The sequence below is a fragment of the Oleiphilus sp. HI0061 genome (assembly GCF_001635675.1).
On the sequence record NZ_LWFE01000844.1, the window covers coordinates 1 to 583 of the forward strand.

A 583-nucleotide genomic window follows, 5' to 3' on the forward strand; every position below is an offset into this window, starting at 1 on the left:
GATAGATGAAGGCGATCGTTACAGCATCTCACATGTGAGTATTTGGGAAGACACGAATACAATCGAATTTAAGACCTACCCTAAAGGCACCGAGTTATTAAAAGGCTTAGAAAGCCATTGGGATGCCCAACGACTGGTATGGTTTACCAAAGGTTTTTACAAAGCTGAAACTCGTGAAGATCGAATAGTCATGTCTGACCTAAGAATGGGCGTTGAAGGCGCTTATGCATTCAATTTCGCCATTGCAGAACAAGTAAACCAAGATACTCAAGTATCGACTATTTCGCCTATCAAAGCCATACGTGTCAACGATTCACTTGATTGGACAAAGCTTACATTACTGTGGGACCGACTTTGGGACTCAAGTGTTTCACTGCATCCGCAGCAGTAAAAGGGGACGGAGGGATTATAAAGTAATCAGTTAACGGATTTTTAGTTGGTACAGAACTCTGATTAAAAAAGAATCCCTCAGTCCCCTTAAAGCAGCTTAGTTGAATCAGAGCGCTACTTATTGGAATGTTATAGATATATTTAGCTAAATCCAGTAGTCGCCAATATGGTTGAAGATCCAGGTGATTATTAT

At 40.7% G+C, this 583-nt stretch carries 1 pseudogene; it reads left to right on the plus strand.

Going from position 1 to position 583, the window contains the following annotated elements:
• Positions 1-391: pseudogene (locus tag A3735_RS30755) on the plus strand (hypothetical protein); the annotation flags it as partial.
• Positions 392-583 lie beyond the last annotated feature (192 nt).